This is a genomic window from Intrasporangium zincisolvens (assembly GCF_034724055.1).
GTDB lineage: Bacteria > Actinomycetota > Actinomycetes > Actinomycetales > Dermatophilaceae > Monashia > Monashia zincisolvens.
This window is the reverse complement of record NZ_JAWIIL010000001.1, coordinates 748,384-771,451: the sequence shown is the minus strand read 5'-3', so window position 1 is coordinate 771,451 and position 23,068 is coordinate 748,384. Positions and strand designations below refer to the sequence as shown.

General features: G+C 73.0%; 18 protein-coding genes. 12 read left to right on the top strand and 6 right to left on the bottom strand.

The genetic code is table 11. The annotated features are described in order from the left end of the window. Positions 1 to 7: 7 nt before the first annotated feature. On the bottom strand, positions 8 to 1,357 hold the full coding sequence (locus tag RY076_RS03465; RefSeq protein ID WP_323096168.1) for an ABC transporter substrate-binding protein: 1,350 nt from the start codon (positions 1,355 to 1,357) through the stop codon (positions 8 to 10). Positions 1,358 to 1,686: 329 nt separating this feature from the next. Here RY076_RS03465 and RY076_RS03460 point away from each other — a divergent pair, with 329 nt between their 5' ends. The 7 genes from RY076_RS03460 to RY076_RS03430 are packed head-to-tail and all read left to right on the top strand — an operon-like array spanning position 1,687 to position 10,055. Further along, positions 1,687 to 3,678 carry a beta-galactosidase gene (locus RY076_RS03460; protein WP_323096166.1) on the top strand — a complete coding sequence of 664 codons (1,992 nt, stop codon included), beginning with the start codon at positions 1,687 to 1,689 and terminating at the stop codon, positions 3,676 to 3,678. Positions 3,679 to 3,680: 2 nt separating this feature from the next. Further along, positions 3,681 to 4,463, top strand: coding sequence for a DeoR/GlpR family DNA-binding transcription regulator (locus RY076_RS03455; RefSeq protein WP_323096164.1), 783 nt, complete (start codon positions 3,681 to 3,683; stop codon positions 4,461 to 4,463). After that, the gene (galT, locus tag RY076_RS03450) at positions 4,460 to 5,569 is read left to right on the top strand and encodes a galactose-1-phosphate uridylyltransferase (protein ID WP_323096162.1); all 1,110 of its coding nucleotides are present in this window, start codon (positions 4,460 to 4,462) and stop codon (positions 5,567 to 5,569) included. The genes RY076_RS03455 and galT overlap by 4 nt, the downstream gene beginning before the upstream one ends. After that, positions 5,566 to 6,750, top strand: a complete 1,185-nt coding sequence (galK, locus tag RY076_RS03445; protein WP_323096160.1) for a galactokinase — start codon at positions 5,566 to 5,568, stop codon at positions 6,748 to 6,750. Before galT ends, galK begins: the two co-directional genes overlap by 4 nt. Before the next feature lie 17 nt (positions 6,751 to 6,767). Further along, complete coding sequence (locus RY076_RS03440) at positions 6,768 to 8,081, top strand: MFS transporter (protein ID WP_323096158.1); 1,314 nt, start codon at positions 6,768 to 6,770, stop codon at positions 8,079 to 8,081. Next, positions 8,081 to 9,523, top strand: coding sequence for a pyridoxal phosphate-dependent decarboxylase family protein (locus RY076_RS03435; RefSeq protein ID WP_323096156.1), 1,443 nt, complete (start codon positions 8,081 to 8,083; stop codon positions 9,521 to 9,523). Before RY076_RS03440 ends, RY076_RS03435 begins: the two co-directional genes overlap by 1 nt. A gap of 10 nt (positions 9,524 to 9,533) precedes the next feature. Next, positions 9,534 to 10,055, top strand: coding sequence for a hypothetical protein (locus tag RY076_RS03430; protein ID WP_323096154.1), 522 nt, complete (start codon positions 9,534 to 9,536; stop codon positions 10,053 to 10,055). Positions 10,056 to 10,128: 73 nt separating this feature from the next. Here the strand turns inward: RY076_RS03430 and RY076_RS03425 are convergent, their stop codons facing one another. Beyond that, positions 10,129 to 10,749: a superoxide dismutase gene (locus tag RY076_RS03425; protein WP_323096152.1), complete on the bottom strand. Its 621-nt coding sequence runs from the start codon at positions 10,747 to 10,749 to the stop codon at positions 10,129 to 10,131. Positions 10,750 to 10,922: 173 nt separating this feature from the next. Next, a complete protein-coding gene (locus RY076_RS03420) occupies positions 10,923 to 14,432 on the bottom strand; it encodes a DEAD/DEAH box helicase (protein ID WP_323096150.1) in 3,510 nt (1,169 codons plus the stop codon). A gap of 66 nt (positions 14,433 to 14,498) precedes the next feature. On the opposite strand from RY076_RS03420, the gene RY076_RS03415 reads away from it, so the two are divergent. The 5 genes from RY076_RS03415 to RY076_RS03395 all read left to right on the top strand — a co-directional run bounded on the left by RY076_RS03415 (position 14,499) and on the right by RY076_RS03395 (position 18,947). Further along, the gene (locus RY076_RS03415; protein ID WP_323096149.1) at positions 14,499 to 14,975 is read left to right on the top strand and encodes an acyl-CoA thioesterase; all 477 of its coding nucleotides are present in this window, start codon (positions 14,499 to 14,501) and stop codon (positions 14,973 to 14,975) included. After that, positions 14,972 to 15,454, top strand: a complete 483-nt coding sequence (locus RY076_RS03410; RefSeq protein WP_323096147.1) for a TY-Chap domain-containing protein — start codon at positions 14,972 to 14,974, stop codon at positions 15,452 to 15,454. Before RY076_RS03415 ends, RY076_RS03410 begins: the two co-directional genes overlap by 4 nt. 111 nt (positions 15,455 to 15,565) lie before the next feature. Then, the gene (locus tag RY076_RS03405; RefSeq protein ID WP_323096145.1) at positions 15,566 to 17,065 is read left to right on the top strand and encodes an arylsulfatase; all 1,500 of its coding nucleotides are present in this window, start codon (positions 15,566 to 15,568) and stop codon (positions 17,063 to 17,065) included. Continuing rightward, a complete protein-coding gene (locus RY076_RS03400) occupies positions 17,062 to 18,039 on the top strand; it encodes a formylglycine-generating enzyme family protein (protein WP_323096143.1) in 978 nt (325 codons plus the stop codon). The genes RY076_RS03405 and RY076_RS03400 overlap by 4 nt, the downstream gene beginning before the upstream one ends. Beyond that, on the top strand, positions 18,036 to 18,947 hold the full coding sequence (locus tag RY076_RS03395; protein ID WP_323096141.1) for an HAD family hydrolase: 912 nt from the start codon (positions 18,036 to 18,038) through the stop codon (positions 18,945 to 18,947). Before RY076_RS03400 ends, RY076_RS03395 begins: the two co-directional genes overlap by 4 nt. Before the next feature lie 9 nt (positions 18,948 to 18,956). Here the strand turns inward: RY076_RS03395 and RY076_RS03390 are convergent, their stop codons facing one another. From RY076_RS03390 to RY076_RS03380, 3 genes are read right to left on the bottom strand one after another with little or no spacing between them, the layout of a single operon-like run. After that, positions 18,957 to 19,766, bottom strand: a complete 810-nt coding sequence (locus tag RY076_RS03390) for an SDR family NAD(P)-dependent oxidoreductase (protein WP_323096139.1) — start codon at positions 19,764 to 19,766, stop codon at positions 18,957 to 18,959. Positions 19,767 to 19,774: 8 nt separating this feature from the next. Further along, positions 19,775 to 20,749: an NADPH:quinone oxidoreductase family protein gene (locus RY076_RS03385; RefSeq protein ID WP_323096137.1), complete on the bottom strand. Its 975-nt coding sequence runs from the start codon at positions 20,747 to 20,749 to the stop codon at positions 19,775 to 19,777. Next, on the bottom strand, positions 20,749 to 23,049 hold the full coding sequence (locus tag RY076_RS03380; protein ID WP_323096135.1) for an exo-beta-d-1,3/1,6-glucosidase: 2,301 nt from the start codon (positions 23,047 to 23,049) through the stop codon (positions 20,749 to 20,751). Before RY076_RS03380 ends, RY076_RS03385 begins: the two co-directional genes overlap by 1 nt. Between the last annotated feature and the right edge of the window lie 19 nt (positions 23,050 to 23,068).

Below are 23,068 nucleotides of genomic sequence, written 5' to 3'. Positions count from 1 at the left end.
CCTCCTGTCAGGACCCGAAGATGCTCTTCTTCTGGGCCTGGATGCTCGAGCAGAGGCCGTCGATGTCCTTCGGGTTCTTCAGGAAGGTCTGCAGGGCGGGGATCATGACCGTCGAGGCGAAGTCCGGGCGGGTGTCGCGGTCCATGAACTGCGCGATGGACTTGGCCGACTGGACGTACTCCTTCGACTTCTTCTGCAGCGCCGTGTAGCCGCTCGTGTCGGCCTTGCCGTTCGTGGCGATGACGCTGGGGTCGGCCTTGAGCGCGAGCAGCTGGGCCTCGGGCTGCGAGATGTACTGGAGCAGCTTCTTGGCCGCGCCCTCGTTCTTGGGTCGGGCGCTCATCATGTAGCCGTCGATCGGCGCCTCGATGGCGTCGGTGCCGATCGTCGAGTCCACCTCGGGGAAGGTGAAGAAGTCGAGGTCGTCCTGCTCGGCGCCCTTGCCGAACTGCTGGGCGAGGAAGGAGCCGAGGACGTACATGCCGGACTTCTTCTGCTGGAGCGACTGCGCCGCCTCCTGCCACGTGCGGCCGAGGCCGTCGGGCTGGTGCAGCGGCAACAGACCGGCCCAGGTGTCGAAGACCTTCTTGACCTTGGGGTTGGTCCAGTCCTCCTTGCCGGCCATGAGGCTGACGTGGAAGTCGTAGCCGTTGACGCGGAGGTTGAGCTGGTCGAAGGTGCCCATCGCGGGCCAGCCGTCCTTGTCGCCGAAGGCGATCGGGGCGAGGCCGTCCTTCTGCATCTGGGCGCCGAGGGTCTTGAGGTCGTCGAGGGTCTTGGGCACCTCGTAGCCCTTCGCCTGCCAGAGGCTCTTGCGGTAGAAGACGGCCCACGGGTAGTTGGTCATCGGCACGAAGTACTGCTTGCCGTCGGCGCCCGTCGAGGCCTTCTTCAGGGCGTCGCCCATGCCGGTGATGCCGGACCAGACGTCGGAGATGTCGCCGACGAGGCCCTTCTCGGCAAAGAACTGCATGCGGTAGCCGGCGAACCACGTGAAGACGTCGTCGGGCGAGCCCTGCAGGTAGTTGTTGATGTTCTCCTGGAAGGAGTTGTGGTCGACGGTGTTGATCTTGACCGTCGTGCCGGCGTTGGCCTTGGCGAAGGCGTCCATGTAGGACTGGACGGCCGCCTTCGGCACGGCGTCGGACTGGTTGGACCCGACGGTGACGGTGCCCGTCACGGCGCCGGTGGGCACGCCGCTGCCGCCCGAGCTGCTGCCGCACGCCGCGAGGCCGCCGGCTCCGAGCAGGGCGCCGACGCCGACGGCGCCGCGCAGCAGGGTCCGACGGTCGATGCCGCGAACGGAGGGGGGAACCATGCGAGCGAGGTACTCGGCCTCGGTGCTCGGGCGGGTCATTGCGGTCTCCTTTGACGCTGTGCCTGGTGTGGTGCGGTCGAGTCAAGAACGAACATGTCCGCTCAGAACCGGCCAACAACAAACACGAGAATCCCGACCTCTGACACTTCTGTCAAGAGGACCAGACATAAAGATTCGGCCGAGAACCTTGGACAACCAGCGCTCTCCACTCCTTGTGGCCGTGTGGGATCCAGCGCGGCCAGCCACCCATCGGTCGGGACGGGCGGGCGAGGATCGGCTGGCGGACCGGACAGGACAATCGAACAGCGCCCAAGCCGGCGTGTTCGAAAATGTTGACATTGCCCACGTCACCGGCCACGCTGGGCGCCATGCGCTCATGGCCGACGAAGACCCTCGCCCTCGGTGGTGACTACAACCCGGAGCAGTGGCCCCGTGCCGTCTGGGACGAGGACGTGGAGCTGATGCAGCGGGCCGGCGTCTCGTTCGTCAGCCTCGGGATCTTCTCGTGGAGCTGGCTCGAGCCGGCCAAGGGCGAGTACGAGTTCGAGTGGCTCGACACCGTCATGGACACGCTCCACGCCGGGGGCATCGCCGTCGACCTCGCCACCGCCACCGCCACCCCGCCGCCGTGGCTCTCGACCGCCCACCCCGAGATCCTCCCCGTCGACGTCGACGGCCACACGCTGTGGCCGGGCAGCCGACAGGCCTGGTGCCCCACCTCGCCCGTCTACCGCGAGTACGCGCTCGCCCTGACGCGGCAGCTGGCGACGCGCTACCACGAGCACCCGGCCCTCGCCATGTGGCACGTGTCCAACGAGTACGCCTGCCACAACCTGCCCTGCTACTGCGACGAGTGCGCGCGCCACTTCCGCACGTGGCTGCAGCGTCGGTACTCGACGCTCGAGGGCCTCAACGACGCGTGGGGCACCGCCTTCTGGAGCCAGCGCTACACCGCATGGGAGCAGGTGCTGCCGCCGCGGCGTTCGACGACCTTCAACAACCCGACGCACGTGCTCGACTACAAGCGCTTCTCCTCCGACGCGCTGCTCGACTTCATGCGCGCCGAGCGGGCCGTCCTCGACGAGTGCTCCCCCGGCGTCCTCGTCACGACGAACTTCATGACGCTGGCCCACTTCCGCCACCTCGACTACGCGCAGTGGACCGACACCGTCGACGTCGTCAGCACCGACCACTACATCGTCGACGCCCTCGCCCACCCGCGCGCCGAGCTCGCCTACAGCGGCGACCTGACGCGCGGCCTCGCCGGCGGCGCCCCGTGGATGCTCATGGAGCACTCGACGAGCGCCGTCAACTGGCAGCCGGTCAACCACGCCAAGGCCCCCGGGCAGACGATCCGCGACGCGCTCGCCCACGTGGCGCGCGGCGCCGACACCATCGGCTGGTTCCAGTGGCGCCAGTCGCGTGCCGGCGCCGAGAAGTTCCACAGCGCGGTCGTGCCACACGCCGGGCCCGACAGCGCCCGGTTCCGCGAGGTCGAGGAGCTCGGCCGCATCGCGGGCCGGCTCGGCGAGCTCGTCGGCAGCCGCGTCGAGGCGCGGGTCGCGATCCTGCACGACTACCAGGCGATCTGGGCGTCCGAGGGCCCGTGCCTGCCCTCCTCCGACCTCGACGCGCTCGAGGCGGCCTACGCCGTGCACCGCGTCCTGCACGGCCGGGGAGTCACCGCCGACGTCGTCCACCCGGACACCGACCTCGACGGCTACGACGTCGTCGTCGTGCCCCAGCTCTACACCGTGACCGACGCCGCGGCCGCCGCCGTCACGGCCGCCGCCGAGCGCGGCGCGCAGGTCGTCGTCACGTACTTCTCCGGCATCAGCGACGAGCACGACCACGTCCGCCTCGGCGGCTACCCCGGCGCCTTCCGCGACCTGCTCGGCGTCCGCGTCGAGGAGTTCTTCCCCCTCGACGGCGACGAGAGAGTCACGCTGTCGCAGGGCGACGGCACGTGGTGGAGCGAGGACGTCACCGCCCTGCCGGGCACCGAGGTGCTCGCCTCGTACGCGTCCGGGCCGCTCGCCGGCCGACCCGCCGTGACGCGTCGGGGCGCGGGCAGCGGGGCCGCCTGGTACCTCAGCACGCTCCCCGACGACGCGACGCTCGGTGCCCTCCTCGACGACGTGCTCGCCGCCGCGGGTGTCGGCCCCGCCGTCGCCGGGCTCCCGGTCGGCGTCGAGGCCACCCGTCGCGTCGGCGAGGACGGCTCGTGGCTGTTCCTGCTCAACCACACCGACGCCGCGCATGATCTCGTCGCCACCGGGTACGACCTCGTCGCCGACCGACGCGTCGAGGGTGTCGTCACGCTTTCGGCCGGAGCGGTCGCCGTCGTACGAGAGGATTGAGCGTGCTCGCCAGCCAACGCCGAACCGTCATCCTCGACCTCGTCGAGGGCGAAGGGGCCGTCCGGGTCTCCGACCTCGTCGAGCGCCTCGGCGTCTCCGACATGACCATCCGCCGCGACATCGAGCGGCTCGCCGGTGACGGCCTGCTCGAGCGCGTGCACGGCGGCGCCCTCGCCGTCGGAGGCACGAGGTCGAGCGAGGAGCCGGGCTTCTCGGCCAAGTCGCACCTGCAGCTGGCGCAGAAGCAGGCCCTCGGGCAGCACGCCGCCCGCCTCGTCGCACCCGGCATGGCGATCGGCATCTCGGCGGGCACGACGACCTACGAGCTGGCCCGCGCCGTCAAGGACGTGCCGCAGCTGACGGTCGTGACCAACTCGGTGCCGGTGGCGCAGCTGCTCCACGAGTCCGGGGCACCCGGGCAGACCGTCGTGCTCACCGGCGGCATCCGCACGCCGTCCGACGCCCTCGTCGGGCCGGTCGCCGTGTCCGCTCTGCGGTCGCTGCACTACGACGTGCTGTTCCTCGGTGCGCACGGCGTCGACGACCGCGCCGGGCTGACCACGCCGAACCTCGTCGAGTCCGAGACCAACCGCGCCCTCATCGGCTCGGCCCGCACCGTGTGCGTCCTCGCCGACGCCTCGAAGTGGGGCACCGTGGGGCTCAGCACCTTCGCCGACCTGCAGGACGTCGACGTCTTCGTCACCGACGCCGGCCTCGGCGAGCGCGCCCGCACCGCCCTCGGAGACGCCGTGGGCTCCCTCGAGATCGTGGAAGCCACCTCATGAGCCACCGCTTCACCTCCCGCACCCTGGCCGACGGCCGGGAGATCATCTACGTCGACGAGCCGGGTACGCCGGAGCGCACGGCGCCCGACCCGCGTCCGGTCGAGCCGCGCGTCCGGTCCGGCGAGGTGCGCTACGACGCCCTCGTCGACGACTGGGTGGCCGTGGCCGCGCACCGCCAGAACCGCACCTTCATGCCCCCGAAGGACGAGTGCCCCCTCTGCCCCGCCGGGCGCGGCACGGCTCCCTCGGAGATCCCCGAGACCGAGTACCAGGTCGTCGTCTTCGAGAACCGCTTCCCCTCGTACGCCGTCGAGGCCGAGGGGCATGAGTCCTCAGCTGCCGCAGGGCTGTTCGCCACGCGCCCGGCCGAGGGGCGCTGCGAGGTCGTGTGCTTCACGAGCGACCACGAGAGCTCGTTCAAGGACCTCTCCGTCGACCGCGTCCGGATGGTCGTCGACTCGTGGGCCCAGCGCACGGAGGCCCTCGGTGCGCGGCCCGAGGTGCAGCAGGTCTTCGCCTTCGAGAACCGCGGCCGCGAGATCGGCGTCACCCTGCCGCACCCGCACGGGCAGATCTACGCCTACCCGTACGTGCCGGCCCGCACCCGTCAGCTGCTCGACGCCGCCGAGCGCCACCTCGAGCGCACCGGGCGGCTTCTCGGCGCCGACGTGCTCGCGGCCGAGCGCACCGACGGCTCCCGCGTCGTCATCGAGGGACGGCACTGGACTGCCTACGTGCCGTTCGCGGCCCGGTGGCCGGTGGAGGTGCACCTCGCGCCGCACCGCGACGTACCCGACCTCGTCGCCCTCGACGACGACGAGCGCGACGACCTCGCCGCCGTCTACCACGACCTGCTCGGCCGGCTCGACCGCTACTACGTCGCCGAGGACGGCTCGCCCGTCTCGCTGCCGTACATCGCCGCGTGGCAGCAGGCCCCGGCCAAGGTCGGCCGCGACGCCTCACGCCTGCACCTGCAGCTCATGTCGGTGCTGCGCGGCCCGGGCCGCCTGAAGTACCTCGCCGGGTCCGAGTCGGGCGTCGGCGGCTGGGTCAACGACGTCGCTCCCGAGCAGGCTGCGTCCCGGCTGCGAGAGGTGGCTCCGTGAGCACGCGCGAACCGGCGCAGGTCATCGAGAGCGTCCGGGCCCACTTCGTCGAGCGGTACGGCCGCGAGCCCGCGGGCGTCTGGTCGGCCCCGGGGCGCGTCAACCTCATCGGCGAGCACACCGACTACAACGGCGGCCTCTGCCTGCCGATCGCCCTGCCGCACCGCACGTACGCGGCGGCCGCCGTGCGCGACGACGGCGTCCTGCGCGTCTGCTCGCTGCAGAGCGAGGCCCCGGCGGAGGTCGCGCTCGACGACGTCTCCCCGGAGCGTCCCGGCGGCTGGGCGTCGTACGTCGCGGGCGTGCTGTGGGCGCTGCGCCGGGAGGGGCACGACGTGCCGGGCCTCGACGTCGTCATCGACTCGGTCGTGCCGGTCGGCGCCGGGCTGTCGAGCTCGGCGGCCCTCGAGTGCTCGGTCGGCGCGGCCGTCAGTGACCTCGCCGGTCTCGGCCTCCTCGACGACGCCGACGCGCGGGCGCGCCTCGCCCAGGCCTGCATCCGGGCCGAGAACGAGATCGCCGGGGCCCCGACCGGCGGCATGGACCAGTCGGCCGCGCTGCTGTGCGATGACGCCACCGCCCTGCTGCTCGACTGCCGGTCGTGGCAGACCGAGCCGGTCCCCTTCGACCTGGCCTCGGCCGGCTACGCGCTGCTCGTCACCGACACCCGCGCCCACCACGAGCTCGTCGACGGCCAGTACGCCGCGCGCCGGGACGCGTGCGAGGAGGCGGCCCGGATCCTCGGCGTCGGCACCCTGCGCGAGGTGCCGGCGTCGGGGCTCGAGGCGGCGCTGGACCGGTTGCCCACCGACGAGATGCGGCGGCGGGTGCGGCACGTCGTCACCGAGATCGACCGCGTCGAGCGGGCCGTCGCCGCCCTGCGTGCCGGCGACCTCGACGAGGTGGGCCGGCTCTTCGACGCCTCGCACGCCTCGATGCGCGACGACTACGAGATCTCGTGCGACGAGCTCGACGTCGCCACCGACACCGCCCGACGCCTCGGGGCCCTCGGCGCGCGGATGACCGGCGGCGGCTTCGGCGGCTCGTGCATCGCCATCGTGCGCGCCGACGCCGTCGACGAGGTGTCGCAGGCCATCGACGCGGCGTTCGCCGAGCGCGGCTTCACCGCGCCGTCGTCCTTCGCCGTCACCGCGGGGAGTTCGGCACACCGCGACGCCTGAGCGCCTAGGGTGCGTCCATGACCCTCGCGTCGCCACCGCTGCCCCCGGTCGTGCGGCGCGGGTACGGGCTCGGTTCGGTGGCCACCGGCGCCTTCGGCACGGTGCCCGGCCTCCTCCTGCTGCCCTACCTCACCGACCACCTCGGGGTACCGGCAGCCGCGGCCGGCGTCATCGTCTTCGCCCCCAAGGCGTGGGACGTCGTGCTCAACCCCGTCGCCGGACGCGTCAGCGACCGCTCGCGCCACCCTGACGGACGCCGGCGGCCCTTCCTCATCCGCGCGGGCCTGCTGCTCGCGGCCGCGTTCGCGCTGCTCTTCCTCGGTCCGTCGGCGCCCGTGTGGCTCGGCGCCGCGTGGGTGGCCGTCGCCTACCTGGCCTGCGCGACGGCGTACGCGTTCTTCCAGGTGCCCTACGTCGCGATGCCGGCCGAGCTGACCGACGACTACGACGAGCGCACCCGCCTCATGACGTGGCGGGTCGCCGTGCTCGCCCTCGCCATCCTCGTCAGCGGTGGCGCATCCCCGGCGATCCGCGATGCGCTCGGGCCGGAGTGGGGGTACCGCGCCGTCGGGCTCTTCGTCGCGCTGCTCATCGCGGGCGGCGCGTACGGTGCCTGGCGCACGACGCGGTCCGCCCACCTCCACGAGGCCGAGGCCCCGACAGCGCCGCTCGGTGAGCAGCTGCGGATCGTACGCGCCGACAAGCCCTTTCGCTCGCTGCTGCTGACGTTCGTGCTCCAGGCGCTGGCCACCGGAGCGATGCTCGCCGGAGTCGACTACGTGGCCCGGTGGATCCTCGGCACGCCCATCGCGGCGACACTGCTCTTCGTCTGCTTCGTCGGACCGGCTCTCGTGGTGATGCCCTTGTGGCAGCGGTTCGGCACCGCGTACGGCAAGCGTCGTGGGTGGGTCATCGCCTCCCTGCTGCTCGCCGCCGGCGCCCTGCTGCTCCTCGGCGCCCGGGCGCTGCCCGACGGCGCCGTCTACGGGGCGGTGGCGCTCGTCGGTGTCGGGTACGCGGGGGCGCAGATGTTCCCCCTGGCGATGCTGCCCGACATCGCGACCCGCACCGGGGAGACCCGCACCCGGGCCGGCCTCTACACCGGCGTCTGGACGGCCGGGGAGACCCTCGGCCTCGCCCTGGGGCCGGGGCTGTATGCGGCGGTCCTGGCCGTCGGCGGGTACCAGTCGTCGGCCGGTTCGACCGTGGCCCAGTCCGACTCGGCCCTCACCGCGATCGTCATCGGCTTCTCCGTGCTGCCGGCGGCGCTCGTGCTGCTCTCACTCCTCGCCCTTCGAACCTTCCCGCCCCATGAAGGGAGCACGCCGTGATGGACCGCGACGAGATCCGGGCGGCACTGGTCGCGATGCGCGGCCGCGACCTGCCGACCCACGGTGGCCGAACGCTGGCCTACGTCTACGACTCCGGCCTCGCCGAGGCCGACGCCATCGGGCGCGAGGCCCTGGCCGACTTCGCCTCGACGAACGGCCTGGACCCCACGGCGTTCCCGTCGCTGCTCGCCATGGAGAACGACCTCGTGGGCATCGCCGGTGGGCTCGTCGACGCCCCAGCGGGATTCGCCGGCGTCGTCACCTCCGGCGGTACCGAGTCGATCATGCTGGCCGTCCTGGCGGCGCGCGACGCCCGATCCGACGTCACCCACCCGCGGATGGTGCTCCCCGTCACGGCGCACGCCGCGTTCCACAAGGCCGCCCACTGGCTCCGCGTCGAGCCGGTGCTCGTCGACGTCGACCCCGTGACGAAGCGGGCCGTGCCCGAGGCGATGGCGGCGGCGATCGACGCGAGCACCGTCCTCGTCGTCGCCTCGGCACCCTCGTACGCGCACGGCGTCATCGACCCCGTCGCCCCGATCGCCGCAGCGGCTGCCGCGGCCGGCGCACGCTGCCACGTCGACGCGTGCATCGGCGGTTGGGTGCTGCCGCACCTGCGGGCCACCGAGCCCGACCAGCCGGCGTGGACCTTCGAGGTTGCGGGCGTCACGAGCATCTCCCTCGACCTGCACAAGTACGCCTACACGCCCAAGGGGGTGTCGGTGCTGCTCCACGCGTCTGCCGACCTGCGCCGCACGCACCTGTTCGCGTCGGCCCGGTGGCCCGGCTACACGATGCTCAACACGACGGCGCAGTCGACGAAGTCGGGCGGACCCGTCGCCGCAGCCTGGGCGGTCGTCCACCACATCGGCGCCGAGCGCTACGGGGAGCTGGCCCGCACGGCCCGACGCGCCACCCTCGATCTCGCCGCCGCAGCGTCCGACGTGCCCGGGCTCGCCCTCGCCGCGCCGCCCGACTCGACGCTCCTCGCCGTCACCGCCGACGAGACCTGCGACGTCTTCACGATCAGCGACGAGATGCTCGCGCGCGGCTGGTTCGTCCAGCCACAGATGCGGTTCGGGCCGCTGCCGCCGACGCTGCACTTCACCCTGAGCGCGGCGACGGCCGCGTCGTCCGACCTCGTCGCCCGCGACCTCGCCGACGCCACGGTCGCGGCCCGCGCGTCGGGCCCGGTCGTCGTGTCGGCCGAGCTGGTGACCATGGCCTCCACCGTCGACCCCGCCGCCCTCGACGAGGCGACGTTCTCCGCCCTGCTCGCGGCTGCGGGCCTCGGCGGCGAGGGCGGCACCATCGAGCTGCCCGAGCGGATGGCCCCGGTCAACGCGCTGCTCGACGTCGTCCCGCCGGCGCTGCGCGAGGCGCTGCTGCTCGGCGTCGTCGACCGCCTCGCCCGCCCCACAGGTACCGCCTCGACCGTCTAGGGTCGCGGGCATGACTCGTACACAGGGGAACACGGGACGAGCCCTCGGCGTCGTCGGTGCCATCGGACTGCTCGCCGGCTGCACGGCCGGGCCGCCGGCATCCACTCCCGGGGTCGCCACGTCGTCGTCGGCCTCATCGGCGAGGGAGCCGGCGTGCGGTACGGCACCGAAGGCTCTCGTCGAACGGGTGGCCACGTCGGTCGCTGCCCATCCGGGCACGATCACCGGCACGTCCTACGTCTTCGCCGCAACGACCGACACCGGTGACTGGTACGTGCTCGGCATCGACCGGACCTACGTCCACGACGACGGCAGCCCCGGCCTCGGGCCCGAGGGCGACCACTCGCGCTCGCTCGCGCTGACCAACGCGGCTCGAAAGACCGACGGTTCGGTGGCGATGATCGCGCTCAGTGTGGCCGTGTCGGACAAGTTGCCGGTGTCGTGGGACCGCGTCTCGTGGACGGGCGAGACCCTCGCGGCCGGCAAGCGCGCCGCCGCACGCGCCATGGAGTGCCTCGACACAAAGGGCTGAGGCCCGGCACACGGCGACGGGCGGCCACCCCGTGGGGTGACCGCCCGCCCACGACCGTGTGCTGCGTGGAGCGTCAGGCCGGGATGATGAGGCCGGCCGTCGCCTTGGCGCGCTCGAGGCGGGCCGAGACGTCCTCCCAGTTGACGACGTTCCACCAGGCCTTGACGTAGTCGGCCTTGACGTTCTCGTACTGCAGGTAGAAGGCGTGCTCCCACATGTCGAGCTGCAGCAGCGGGATCTGGCCGACCGGGATGTTGCCCTGCTGGTCGAACAGCTGCATGATGTGCGGCCGCTGCGCGATGGTGTCCCAGGCCCAGATGGACCAGCCGGAGCCCTGGATGGCGTTGGCGTTGGCGTTGAAGTGCGCCTGGAACTTCTCGAAACCGCCGAAGTACTCGTCGATGGCGGCCTTGACCTCGCCCTCGGGCTGGCCGCCACCGTCGGGGCTCATGTTCTTCCAGAACACCGAGTGGTTGGTGTGGCCACCGAGGTGGAACGCGAGGTTCTTCTCGACGCCGTTGACCGCTGCGTAGTCACCGGACTCGCGCAGCTCCTCGAGCTTGGCGACCGCGGCGTTCGCGCCGTCGACGTAGGCCTTGTGGTGCTTGCTGTGGTGCAGCTCCATGATGCGAGCGCTGATGTGCGGCTCGAGAGCTGCGTAGTCGTAGTCGAGCTCGGGAAGCGTGTAAGCCACTTGTCGTTCCTTTCTGGAGACCTTCCGGCTCCGTTCACTCTATGCCGCGCGTTCGAGGCGCCGACAGGGGTGTCCGGGCGGCTGGGCGGCGTCGGGGATGACGTACCCACTACCCCGATCCTGCGAGTTCAACTGGCCTTGAGGTCAAACCGGGCTGCGCCCGCCTCGAGAGGTCAGTCGAGGGCGAGCAGGTCGCGGACGTCGTCGGGGGTGATGGCCCCGGACATCGACCCGCCCTCGTCGACGACGCGGTCGAAGAGGTCGCGCTTGCGCTCCTGCAGCGCCACGACCTTCTCCTCGATCGTGCCGGCCGAGACGAGGCGGTAGACGGTGACGGGCTTGTCCTGGCCGATGCGGTGCGCGCGGTCGATGGCCTGGGCCTCGGCGGCGGGGTTCCACCACGGGTCGAGGACGAAGACGTAGTCGGCCTCGGTGAGCGTGAGCCCGAAGCCGCCGGCCTTGAGGCTGATGAGGAACGCGACGGCGTCGCCCTCGCGGAAGCCGCGCACGACGTCCTGCCGGTCGGTGGTCGAGCCGTCGAGGTAGGCGGTCGACAGCCCGGCCTTGGTGAGCGCGGCCTCGACGAGGCGCAGGAACCCGGTGAACTGGCTGAAGACGAGAGCGCGGTGGCCCTCGGCGGCGAGCTCGCGCAGCTGGTCGACGAGGAACTCCACCTTGGCCGCGGTGGCGCGCCCCGCCTGGGCGGGGTCGACGAGCGAGGGGTCGAGGGCGAGCTGGCGCAGGCGCGTCAGGGAGGCGAGGATCGCGACGCGGTTGGCGTCGGCGTCGCCGAGCAGGCCCAGGATCCGCTGGCGTTCGCGCTGCAGGTGCTGGTCGTACACGTGCCGGTGCACCGGGTGCGGCTCGAGCGGCACGACCTGGATCTGCTTGGGCGGCAGGTCGAGGGCGACCTGCTCCTTGGTGCGACGCAGCACGAGCGGGCGGATGCGGCGGCGCAGGAGGTCGAGCAGGTCGGGCCGCTCCCCCGACTCGATGGGCCGCCGGTAGTGCTGGGTGAAGACGTCGGGGCGCGGATAGAGGCCGGGCGCGGTGAGCGACAGCAGCGACCAGAGGTCCATGAGGGAGTTCTCGAGCGGCGTGCCCGTGACCGCGAGCGTGAACGGCACGCCGAGCCGGCGGACCGCGAGGTGGGTCTTGGCCTGGCGGTTCTTGACGAACTGCGCCTCGTCGAGCACCACTCCGCCCCAAGCGATCCCGTGGAACGCATCGGCGTCGAGGCGCAGCACGGCGTACGACGTGACGACCACCTGCGCGTCGGCGACGGCTTCCGCGAGGGCGGTCCCGCGCTTGCGCTCGGTGGCGGTGACGGCGACGGCCCGCAGATGCGGCGCGAAGTGGTGCAGCTCCTGCAGCCAGGTGCCGACGACGCTCGTGGGCGCGACGACGAGCACCGGGCCCCGGGCGTCGGGACGCTCCGGGGTGACGCCGCCGAGCTCGCCGAGGTCGTGGGCGCGCGCGAGCGCCGCGATGACCTGGAGCGTCTTGCCGAGGCCCATGTCATCGGCGAGGATTCCGCCGATGCGGGCGTCCCACAGCCGGGTCAGCCAGTGGTAGCCGTCGAGCTGGTACGGACGCAGGGTGGCACGGAGATCGGGCGGGACCTCGGCCGCAGGGGCGTCGGAGAGGGGCGAGAGCGCCGCGACGTTGGCCGCCCAGCGGGCGCTCTGCTGCTCGACGACTCCGAGGGCGGCGAGCTCCTCCCAGAGGTCGGCGTGGTGGGCGCTGAGGCGCAGCGCGCCGGTGTCGGGGTCGGCGAGGTCGCGGGCCTCGTCGATGAGTGTGCGCAGTCGGAGGAGCTCGGGCCGGTCGAGGCGGAACCACGAGCCGGAGTCGAGGAGCATGATGTCGTCGCCGGCGGCGAGCGCGGCGAAGAGCGGCTCGAACGGCACCTCCTCGCCGTCGACCTCGACGATGACCCGCAGGTCGAACCAGTCACCGGGCTCGGCACGCTCGCGCGCCGTCGTGCCGGGCACGGCGTCGCGGGCGGGATCGGTGGCCCCGATGTGCACGACGGGTGGCGCGGTGACCTCCTCGTACGGCGGGAGGTCGCCGTCGACCTCGACCGTGACGTGCTCGTCGGCCTCGAGCGTGGGCAGCTGCTCGGAGACGAACCGGGCCGCGTCGACGCCGCGCAGGTGCAGCCGGGAACGCAGCCACGGCAGCTTCTCGGCGAGGCCCCCGACGGCGCCCGGGACGGCGTGCAGCGACGTGGCCGCGAGCGTCGCGGCGGTCTCGGCGTCGCGGTCGCGGGTGCGGCGGATGCCGAGAGCGCCGAGGGCACCGTGGACGCCGTGGGCGGGACGTTCGGTGAGGGGCCGCAGGACGCCGTCGTAGGCGTGGCCGAGGTCGACGCGCAGCTCGCCGGGCACGTCGTGGACGACGCGGACGTGGACCGTGACCCGCTCGGGGCCACGTGGCCCGTCGTCGGACGCGTCGGCGACCGGCAGCGGCACCTCGGAGCGCACCCGCACGCGCTGCCGCAGTCCCGGCACGGTGGAGCCGAGGAAGCGGGCCCTCTCGTCGGCCGGGACGCGCAGCCCGGCCACGGCCTGCTCGAGGGCGGCGGGGGTGAGCCCGAGGTCCTGCTCGAGCGGCACGAACGTCAGGGCGCCGTCGTCGGCCGAGACGGCGACACCGTGGACCGGGTCGCCGAGGAAGAGGATCTCGGCGTCCTCGCCCGCCCCGCCGTCGGCGTCGGGCAGACCCACGACCTGCACGTCGACGACGAGGTCGCCGGAGTCTCCGGGCGCGCGGCGCACGTGGAGCTCGAGCGTCGCGGGGTCGTCGAGGACCGTGACCGGCCCGGTGACGCCCTCGCCCGGGAGGAGGGCCACGCCGGCGTCGCGGGCGCGGGAGAGCAGCGGCCACACGTCGGGGCTCGCGTCGAGCGCGATGGGCGGCGCGGCCGTGAGGTGCGTCGTGCCGCCGGACCCGTGGCGCGCGGCGTCGTAGAGGCGGGTCAGGGCCCGTTCGTGCTCGGGCAGCAGGCGGATGCCGGCGCGCCACTGAGGCAGGGCGTCGTGCCAGGTCAGGGTGCGGTGCCACGTGCCGGCGCGGGTCCAGCGGGTGGGCCGGACGCCGTAGCCCGGCTCGGGCAGGCCGCCGCGGCCGCGCGGGTCGCGGTAGACGACGTCGACGAGCAGGCCGGCCGGCATGAGGTCGCCGCGCGGCTCCGGCGGCGCGTCGACGCTCGGGGCGGCGTCGGTGCGGGGGCGGACGTGGCCGAGGACGTCGGACCAGTGCACGAGCCGCGGCCCGGGGTCGGGGCGGGGGGACGCGGCCGGCTCGCCGACGCGTGCGCTGGCCTCGGGCTCGACGACGGCCTCGGGCAGCACGCCGTTGGCGACGTCGCGGGCGGTCATGAGCAGCGCGACGACGTGCTTGCAGTCGGTGGCGACGGGGCAGCTGCACCGGCCGTTCCACAGGTGCGCGCGGCCCTTCGGGTGCGGGCGCGCCTCGATGATCGTCTGGTAGGTCTCGGCGCCGCTGCCCGCGATGGTGCCGAGGATCATGAGCCCGTCGGGACGGGTGGCGATGGACCGGACCCGGCGCTCGGCGGCGTAGGCCTCGCCCCGGCCGAAGGTGCGCGAGCCGACCTGCTGGGCGATGTCGGGGTCGGTGACCTGCCCGACCCACGTCGCCCGCCCCACGCTCCACGCCATCCCTCGACTCTAGGTCGGGCCGCCGACACCGGCGGTCGCCGTCCACCGGTCCGGCAGGATGGGCGGATGGCCGACCCACGATCCCTGACGCTCGCCGACTTCCCCGTGCACCGGCCGGTGACGACGCGCTGGTCGGACAACGACATGTACGGCCACCTCAACAACGCCGTCTACTACGAGCTGTTCGACTCGGCGATCAACGGCTGGCAGGCCGAGCACGTGACGATCGACCCGACGCGCGACCCCACCCAGGGCGTCGTCGCCGAGTCCGGGTGCGCGTTCTACGCCGAGGTGGCCTTCCCGACGCCGCTCGTCGTCGGGCTTCGGGTCACGCGCCTGGGCACGAGCAGCGTCACCTACCAGCTGGGGCTCTTCGTCGACCCGGAGCGCGCGGGCGGCAGCATCCCGGACGCCGACGGCGCCATCTGTGCGCTCGGCCACTGGGTCCACGTCGAGATCGACGCCACGACGCGCCGCCCGACGCCGATCCCGGACCACCTGCGCGCCCTCATGGAGGCCGCGGTGCCGGAGGCCGGCGCATGACCGACGCGCTCGAGGAGACCTGGGAGGCCTGGACGGCGCGCATGGCGACGGACCTCGCTGCCCTGACCGAGGACGACTGGATGACGTTCACCGTCCACGTGCCGTCCCGAGCCTCGACCGAGCACACCGAGACGCACGGCACGCGCGCCCCGCGCGGATGGCGCCGGGCCGGGGCACGCTCGAGTGGGCGACCCCGGGTGCCGGACGTCTTCGTGCAGGTGCGCAGGGTGGGCAGCGTGGTCGCGCTCGAGTGCATCGGTGACACGGAGTTCGAGGGCCTGACCGACCTGACCCGCGACCAGCAGTCGGCCCTGGCCGAGCTCGGCTGGGAGCGCGAGGGGCCGGAGCCGGAGTTCAGCCGCACCTTCACCGACGCCGCCGCTGCGGCCCGCCTGGTCCGGGCGAGCCTCACCGAGGTCCTCGGCGCGGCGACCCCGGCGGACGTCGACCTCCGCCGTGCGCCCCGGCCCCAGGCGTAGCGCGCCGACGAGAGCCACCCCCAAAGCCACCCCCGAAGAGTGAGTCCCCGGGGCGTCGCGGGCCTCTAGCGTGCGTGGATCGCATCGTCTGATCTCGAGTCTGGAGGCGCCATGGCCGAGCGGCCGAACATCCTCGTCATCTGGGGCGACGACATCGGCATCAGCAACCTCAGCTGCTACTCCGAGGGACTGATGGGCTACCGGACGCCCAACATCGACCGCATCGCCGCCGAAGGCGTCCGCTTCACCGACTACTACGGCGAGCAGAGCTGCACCGCCGGGAGGGCCGCGTTCATCACCGGCCAGAACCCCTACCGCACCGGCCTGACGAAGGTCGGCATGCCGGGAGCCGACATCGGCCTGCGCGCCGAGGACCCGACGATCGCGACCGCGCTCAAGGCCATCGGCTACGCGACGGGGCAGTTCGGCAAGAACCACTTCGGCGACCGCGACGAGTTCCTGCCGACGGCCCACGGCTTCGACGAGTTCTTCGGCAACCTCTACCACCTCAACGCCGAGGAGGAGCCCGAGCAGGACGACTACCCGTCGGCGGAGGAGTTCCCGGATTTCCGGAAGAACTTCGGCCCGCGGGGCGTCATCCACGCGTGGGCCAACGGGGACGGCACCTCACGCATCGAGGACACCGGTCCGCTGACGAAGGAGCGGATGAAGACCATCGACGACGAGGTGGTGCCCGAGGCGCTGCGCTTCATGACCGACGCGAAGAACGCCGACACGCCCTTCTTCCTCTGGCTCAACACGACCCACATGCACTTCCGCACCCACCTCAGGGACGGCAGCCGCGGCAAGGCCGGGCGATGGCAGTCGGAGTACCACGACACGATGGTCGACCACGACGAGCTCGTGGGTCGGGTGCTCGACTTCCTCGACGAGCAGGGCCTGGCCGAGTCGACGATCGTCATGTACTCGACCGACAACGGCCCGCACATGAACACGTGGCCGGACGGCGGCATGACACCGTTCCGCAACGAGAAGAACTCGAACTGGGAGGGCGCCTACCGGGTGCCGGCGATGGTGCGATGGCCCGGCCACATCGACGGCGGCCGGGTCCTCAACGGCATCGTGAGCCACGCCGACTGGTTTGTCACGCTGCTCGCCGCCGCCGGTGACCCCGACGTGGCCGACCGGCTCAGGGCCGGCACCGACCTGGCCGGGACGACCTACCGGGTCCACCTCGACGGCCAGAACCAGCTCGACTACGTCACGGGCGCGTCCGACGTGAGCGCGCGCCAGCACTTCTTCTACGTCTCCGACGACGGCGACCTCACGGCCCTGCGCTACGACAACTGGAAGGTCGTCTTCCTCGAGCAGCGGGCCACCGGCACCCTCAACGTCTGGGCCGAGCCGTTCACCGTGCTGCGCGTGCCCAAGATCTTCAACCTCCGCACCGACCCTTACGAGCGGGCCGACATCACGTCGAACACGTACTACGACTGGTTGCTCGACCACGCCTGGGTGCTCGTGCCGGCCCAGGCGTACGTCGCCCGGATGCTGCAGACGCTCGTCGACTTCCCGCCCCGACAGGAGCCGGCCAGCTTCTCGCTCGACAAGGTCCTCGAGAAGCTGCGCGGCGGGGTCGCCAGCAGATGAGCAAGGCGGCGCGGCGGGAGAGCGCCCGCCCGCGGCGCCGGGACCCGGGCGCCGGCCTCGTCGACCTGCCCGGTGGCCTGTTCACCATGGGCTCGGACGACCACTACCCGGAGGAGGCGCCGACGCACCGGGTGCACGTGGACGCCTTCTCGATCGAGCCGATGGCCGTCACCAATGCGCAGTTCGGGGCCTTCGTCGCCGCGACCGGCCATGTCACGGTGGCCGAGCGCCCCCTCGACCCGGCCGACTACCCGGGCGCGCCGGCCGAGAACCTCCAGCCGGGCTCCCTCGTCTTCACGCCCACGGACGGGCCGGTGGACCTGCGCCACCTCAGCCAGTGGTGGACGTGGACGCCCGGAGCGAGCTGGCGCCGCCCCGAAGGGCCCGGCAGCTCGGTCACGCGCCGGGCCGACCACCCGGTGGTGCACGTGGCCCACGAGGACGCCGCGGCGTACGCGGCGTGGGCCGGGCTGTCCCTGCCGACCGAGGCCGAGTGGGAGTACGCGGCGCGCGGGGGCCTCGACGGACGGCCGTTCACGTGGGGTGACGAGCCCCGACCGGGCGGCCGCATCATGGCCAACACGTGGGACGGGCTCGACTTCCCCTGGCGCAGCACCGGCGAGAGCGGCTACCTGCGGACGGCGCCGGTGGGCAGCTTCCCCGCCAACGGGTTCGGCCTGTTCGACATGGCCGGGAACGTCTGGGAGTGGACGGACGACTGGTGGACGGCTCGCCACCCCGACGACGCCGGCTCCCCCTGCTGCGCCCCGGCCAACCCCCGCGGCGGCGACCTCGAGGCCAGCTACGACCCGGCGCAGCCGCAGTTCCGGGTCGGGCGCAAGGTCGTCAAGGGGGGCTCGCACCTGTGCGCCGACACCTACTGCCTGCGCTACCGCCCGGCGGCGCGCCGGCCGCAGATGATCGACACCGGCATGAGCCACGTCGGGTTCCGGTGCGTCAGGCGCCCGACGTGAGTGCGGCACTCCTGCCGTCATGGCGGCCCGGAGCCACGCGCGACGCCCTCACGGCCTTCCTCGACGCGTCGTCCGAGCTGCCTCCCGAGCGCCGTCTGGCCTGTTTCGACAACGACGGCACCCTCTGGGCCGAGCGTCCGACCTACGCGCAGCTCGACTTCTTCGTCGACGCGCTCGGGCGTCGCGCCGCAGCCGACCCGCTGCTCGCCGACCGGGCCGAGTACGCCGCGCTCCTGGACGGTGACACGACCGCCCTCGGCGAGCTCGGGCTCGCCCGGGTGGCCATGGCGCTCGTCGAGCTCTTCGACGGCCAGGCGCCGGAGGCGTTCGCGGCCGAGGTCAGGGACTTCATGTCGCGCGCCCGTCACACGGCGCTGGACCGTCCTCTCCGCTCGACCCTGTACGTGCCGATGCTCGAGCTGGTCGACGCCCTGCGGGAGCGCGGGTTCACCATCGGGCTCGTCACCGGGGGTGGCACGGAGTTCGTCCGCTCGGTGAGCCTCGACCTGTACGGAGTGCCGCCCGAGCTCGTCGTCGGCACGCAGATCACGTACACGTACGCCCGCGACGCGCACGGCCGACCGGCCCTGCGCCGGTCGGCCCAGCTCGACGGCAGGCCCAACGAGGGCGAGGTCAAGGTCTCCAACATCCAGGCCCAGCTCGGCCGCGCCCCGGTGCTCGCGGCCGGCAACTCCGGCGGGGACCGCGAGATGCTCGAATGGGCCGCGAGCGGGGACGGCCCGAGCCTGGCACTGCTCGTCGACCACGACGACCCCGACCGCGAGTTCGCCTACGTCAGCGCCGCCGCGACGGTGGACGAGGCCGAGCCGATCACCGACGTGGCCCGTCGGCTGGGCTGGACCGTCGCGAGCATGCAGCGCGACTGGGCGACGGTCTTCCCCTCCTGAGCCGGAGGGTCAACGGCCGGGGGTCACGCGCCTGGCCGCGCGCTTCATGACGGCGGTGTAGGCCGGACGCGCGAAACGCTTGGCGCGCCAGGCGATCCGGCCGTCGACGTCGGTGAGCACGACGTCCCGTCGCGCGTCGATGCCGCGCACGACGGTGGCGGCCACCTCGTCGGCCGAGCGCCGTGAGCGGCTGACCATGGCGCGTCCCGCATCCTCCATCTCGGCGTCGGCGCCCTGGAACGACGCGTCGAGGCCGCTGCGGAAGAACGACGGGCACACGACGGTGACGGCGATGCCGTGGGGCGCCAGCTCGTGCGAGAGCGTCTCGCTCACCGCGACGACCCCGGCCTTGACGGCGTTGTAGGCGGCCATCCCCGGCGCATGGACGAGGCCCGCGAGCGAGGCCGTGTTGACGATGTGCCCGCTGCCCTGCTCCTTGAAGAGGGGCGTGAAGGTGCGACAGCCGCGGACGACGCCGAGCAGGTTGATGTCGACGATCCAGCGCCACTCGTCCATCGTCGCGACGTCGATGCGGCCGCCGGCCGCGACGCCCGCGTTGTTGACGAGCACGTCGAGACCGCCCCATGTGTGGCGCACGTGGGCGAGCGCGGCGTCCCAGTCGGCGTCCTCGCGCACGTCCAGACGCCGATAGCCGACGGACGCCGGTAGGGCGCCGGGGCGCTCGGACGGCAGGTCGGTGGCGAGGACGCGGTCGCCGCGGGCGTCGAGGGCGCGCACGAGCGCGAGCCCGAGGCCCGACGCGCCACCGGTCACGAGGACGCGTCGGGGCGAGCGGGGGGTGCGTCGTCGCAGAGGCACGGCCGGGCTCATGACCCGCGGACCGTGATCGTGACCTTGCCGGTGGCGCGCCGCTCGTCGATCTCGGTGAGGGCGGCGGCGACGTCGTCGAGGGCGTGGCGGCTGCCGATCGGCGGGTCGAGCAGGCCGCGCTCGAGGAGGGGCTGCAGAGCGTCCCACTGGGTGCGGACGAACTCGGGCCGCTTCTGCCAGAAAGCGCCCCAGCCGACGCCGACCACGCTGACGTTGTTGAGCAGCAGCCGGTTGACCTTGACCTCGGGGATCGATCCGGCGGTGAAGCCGATGACGAGCACCCGGCCCTCCGGTGCGAGGGCGCGGATGCTGTCGGTGAAGCGGTCGCCGCCGACCGGGTCGACGACGACGTCGACGCCACGGCCCTGGGTCAGCTCGCGCGTGGCGTCGAGGAAGCCGTCGGCCAGCACGGTGTGGTGCGCGCCCGCGGCCTGCGCCACGGCCGCCTTCTCCTGCGTGGACACGACGGCGATGACGCGGGCGTCCATGGCCCGCGCGAGCTGGATCGCGGCCGTGCCGATGCCGCCGGCGGCGCCGTGGACGAGGACGACCTCCCCGCGCTCGAGCCGCCCGCGCTGCGTCAGGGCGAAGTGGACCGTGAGGTAGTTCATCGGCAGCGCGGCGCCGGCGAGGAAGGACACCGACTCGGGCAGCGGGAAGACGAGCGCCTCTGGTACGAGGACCTGCTCGGCGAACGCACCGAGCACCGGGAAGGCTGCGACGCGGTCACCGACCGCGAACGCGCTGTCCTCGGGAACCGCGCTGACGACGCCCGCGCACTCGGCGCCCGGCGTGAAGGGCGGGTCGGGGCGCATCTGGTAGAGCCCGCGGGTCAGGAGCACGTCCGGGAAGGCCACGCCAGCCTCGTGGACGTCGACGAGGACGTGCCCCGGCGCGACGGTCGGGGCCTCGACCTCCTCGACGCGGAGGGACGTCGGTCCGTCGAGGGTGGCGACTCGGGCGGCGCGCATCATCGGGCTCCTGCGTGGTCGGGGTGACGGACGGTGAAGGGAGCGCGGAGCAGGTCGGCGTCGCGCGACGTCGGGCCCACCAGGAGCTCGAACTCGCCCGGCTCGACGACGCGGCGACCCGCTGCGTCGACGATGGTGCACGCCGCGACCGACACCTGCACGTCGGCGACGACCGACTGCCCGGGAGGCACCGTGGTGCGACGGAACGCCTTGAGCTCCTTGGCTGCCCACGTGACGCTCGTGACGACATCGGCGACGTACGCCTGCACGACCTCGTGCGCCGGACGTGTGCCGGTGTTCGTCAGCGTGACGTGGGCCGTGACCGTGCCCTCGACGTCGAGGTCGGTGGCGTCGAGGGTGAGGTCCGACCACTCGACGGTCGTGTACGAGAGGCCGTCGCCGAAGACGAACTGCGGGTCCTGGGTGAGGTCGGCGTAGCGGTGGCCGTGCTGGCCGCGCACCTGGTTGTAGTAGGTCGGCTGCTGGCCGACGTGGCGGGGCACGGAGACGGGGAGCCGGCCCGAGGGGTCGATGCGGCCGAGGACGAGCTCGGCGACCGCAAGGCCGCCGCGCATCCCCGGATTGAACGCCTCGACGATCGCCGACGCGCGAAGAGCACTGGGCGGCAGGACGTTCGGCTTGGAGTGGAGCAGCACGAGGACGAGCGGGACGTCGGTGCCCTCGAGGGCATCGACGAGCGCGTCGAGCAGCGCCACCTGACCACCCTGGAGGTCGAGCGTGGCCGTCGAGCAGCCCTCGCCGGTGAGCGCCACGGTGTCGCCGAGGACGACGACGGCGAGGTCAGCCGCGCGGGCCGCGGCGACGGCTTCGGCCAGCTGGTCGGTGTCGACGGGCGCGGGCGCCGACACGGGTGGGCGCGGCTGTCCGTCGGGGAAGGTCGGGCCGTCGGGATCGGGCACGAGCACCTCGATGTCGGCACCGCGGGTGTGCGGCACGGTCCATGTGGGCGGCGCGACGGCCCGGAAGCCGTCGAGGACGGTCTCGACCGTCTCGCGCGGGTGGCCGTCGGGCATCCAGTCCACCTGCCCCGACGCGCCGGCCCAGTCGCCGAGGTTCGCCTGCGGGTCGTCGGCGTTGGGGCCGATGACGGCGACGGTGCGGGGCGAGGCGGCGGCGTGGTCGGGTTCGAAGGGCAGCGAGCCGTCGTTGGTGAGCAGGACGAGCGAGCGGCGGGCGACGTCGAGGTTGAGGGCCGCGTGCGCGTCGGAGCCGATGACCGTGGCCTGCCGGGCGGCGTCGGGGGCGCGCGGGTCCTCGAAGAGGCCGAGCTCGACCTTGAGGCGCAGGACGCGGCGGACGGCGTCGTCGATGGCCGCCTCGTCGAGCAGCCCTCGGGCGACGGCCTCCTGGGCGCCCTCGAAGAACTGCGCGGTCGTCATGACGAGGTCGTTGCCGGCCCGGACCGCGACGGTCGCGGCCTCGACGTCGTCGGCGCAGACCTTCTGCTCCCAGACCATCCGGCCGACGTTGTCCCAGTCGGTGACGAGGGTGCCGGTGAAGCCCCACTCGCCCTTGAGGACGTCGTCGAGCAGCCATCCGTTGGCGGTGACGGGCACGCCGTCGATGGCCTGGTAGCCGAGCATGACGGTGCGGCAGCCCTCGCGGACGGCGCGCTCGAACGGCGGCAGGAACCACGAGGTGAGCTTGCGGCGCGACAGGTCGGCCTCGCTCGCGTCGCGGCCGCCCTGGGTCTCGGAGTAGCCGGCGAAGTGCTTGGCGCAGGCCAGCACCGCTGTAGGGTCGGTGAGCCCGTCACCCTGGTAGCCGCGGACCATGGCCGCGCCGAGCTCGCCGATGAGGTGCGGGTCCTCGCCGAACGTCTCGCCGACCCGGCCCCAGCGCAGGTCGCGGGTGATGCAGAGGACGGGCGAGAAGGTCCAGTGGATGCCGGTGGCCGCGACCTCGACGGCGGTGGCGCGGGCGGCCTGCTCGAGCAGGTCGGGGTCCCACGAGCAGGCCATGGCCAGCTGCGTCGGGAAGATCGTGGCGCCGGGCCAGAACGAGTGGCCGTGGATGGCGTCGTCGGCCGTGAGGAGCGGGATCTGCAGCCGGGTGCGGCCGACGAGCTCGATGGCCTCGAGCATCCGCTCGGGCGACGCGTGCAGGATCGAGCCGGCGAGCCGCGTCAGGACGACGTCCTCGAGCTCGCCCCGGGCGTCGAGCTGGAGCATCTGCCCGACCTTCTCCGGCAGCGTCATGCGCCCGAGGAGGTCTGCGACGCGTTGCTCCACGCCGAGGCTGGGGTCGAGGTAGGGGTGGGTGGTGTCGACGGCGGCCACGCACCGACGCTAGCCCACC